General features: G+C 53.7%; 1 protein-coding gene. It reads left to right on the forward strand.

From position 1 onward, the window contains the following. The first annotated feature begins 56 nt into the window (after positions 1-56). On the forward strand, positions 57-737 hold the full coding sequence (locus tag C440_RS02990) for an IS6 family transposase (protein WP_008318130.1): 681 nt from the start codon (positions 57-59) through the stop codon (positions 735-737). The last annotated feature ends 8 nt before the right edge of the window (positions 738-745 follow it).

The raw sequence follows: 745 nt of genomic DNA on the forward strand, positions 1-745 counted from the left end.
GGCACTGTCTAGTTAAGCCAGTTTGAGAAGCGAGCAGGTCATTGAGTGAATTGGCTATGTCGCTCGCAGACCTGCTCAGCGAGTGCTTTGCGACGGATTTAGAAGAAACTTGGGAGCGTGAGCGGACGGCGACGCCCGTCAGGGCGTTCGCCGTCCAGCTTCACGCGACCGGCTGTTCTCTCAGAGAGACAAAAGAAATTCTTCGATTGCTCGGCGTTGAACGGTCTCATCAAGCTGTTTGGCAATGGGTACATCGGCTGGCTGACAGCGGTCACAACCCGCCTGAGGCGAAGCCGAAGCGGGTTGCAGTCGACGAGACCGCTGTCAAGATCAATGGCGAGTGGTCTTGGTTGTATGCTGCAATAGACATCGAGACAAAGCTGATTCTTGACGTCGAATTATTTGGACGGCATGGAACCGATCCAGCTGCTGCGTTCCTCCATCGACTCTCAGAGAAACACGATCTCTCAGACGCTGTGTTTCTCGTTGATGGCTACGGCTATCAGACTGCCCTCTCTCGATTAGGATTGAGCGGTCGGCTTGACTACGTCGAGCGAAACCTCATCGAAAAGTGGTTTCACACCCTCAAAATGCGAGTCGACCGCTTCCATAATTCGTGGGTGGGCAGTCATGGGAGCGTCCGCGAGTGGTTTATACAATTTGCGCAATACTATAACTTCCACCGACCGCATCAATCGCTTGACGGACGAACACCGGTTGAGGAGGTCACTAACTAGACAGTGCC

It is taken from the genome of Haloferax mucosum ATCC BAA-1512 (genome assembly GCF_000337815.1).
In the GTDB taxonomy this organism is placed as follows: Archaea; Halobacteriota; Halobacteria; order Halobacteriales; family Haloferacaceae; genus Haloferax; species Haloferax mucosum.

Excerpts from the sequence above, each read along its gene's own strand:
- C440_RS02990 (WP_008318130.1), top strand. The coding sequence starts at position 57 with ATGTCGCTCGCAGACCTGCTCAGCGAGTGCTTTGCGACGGATTTAGAA.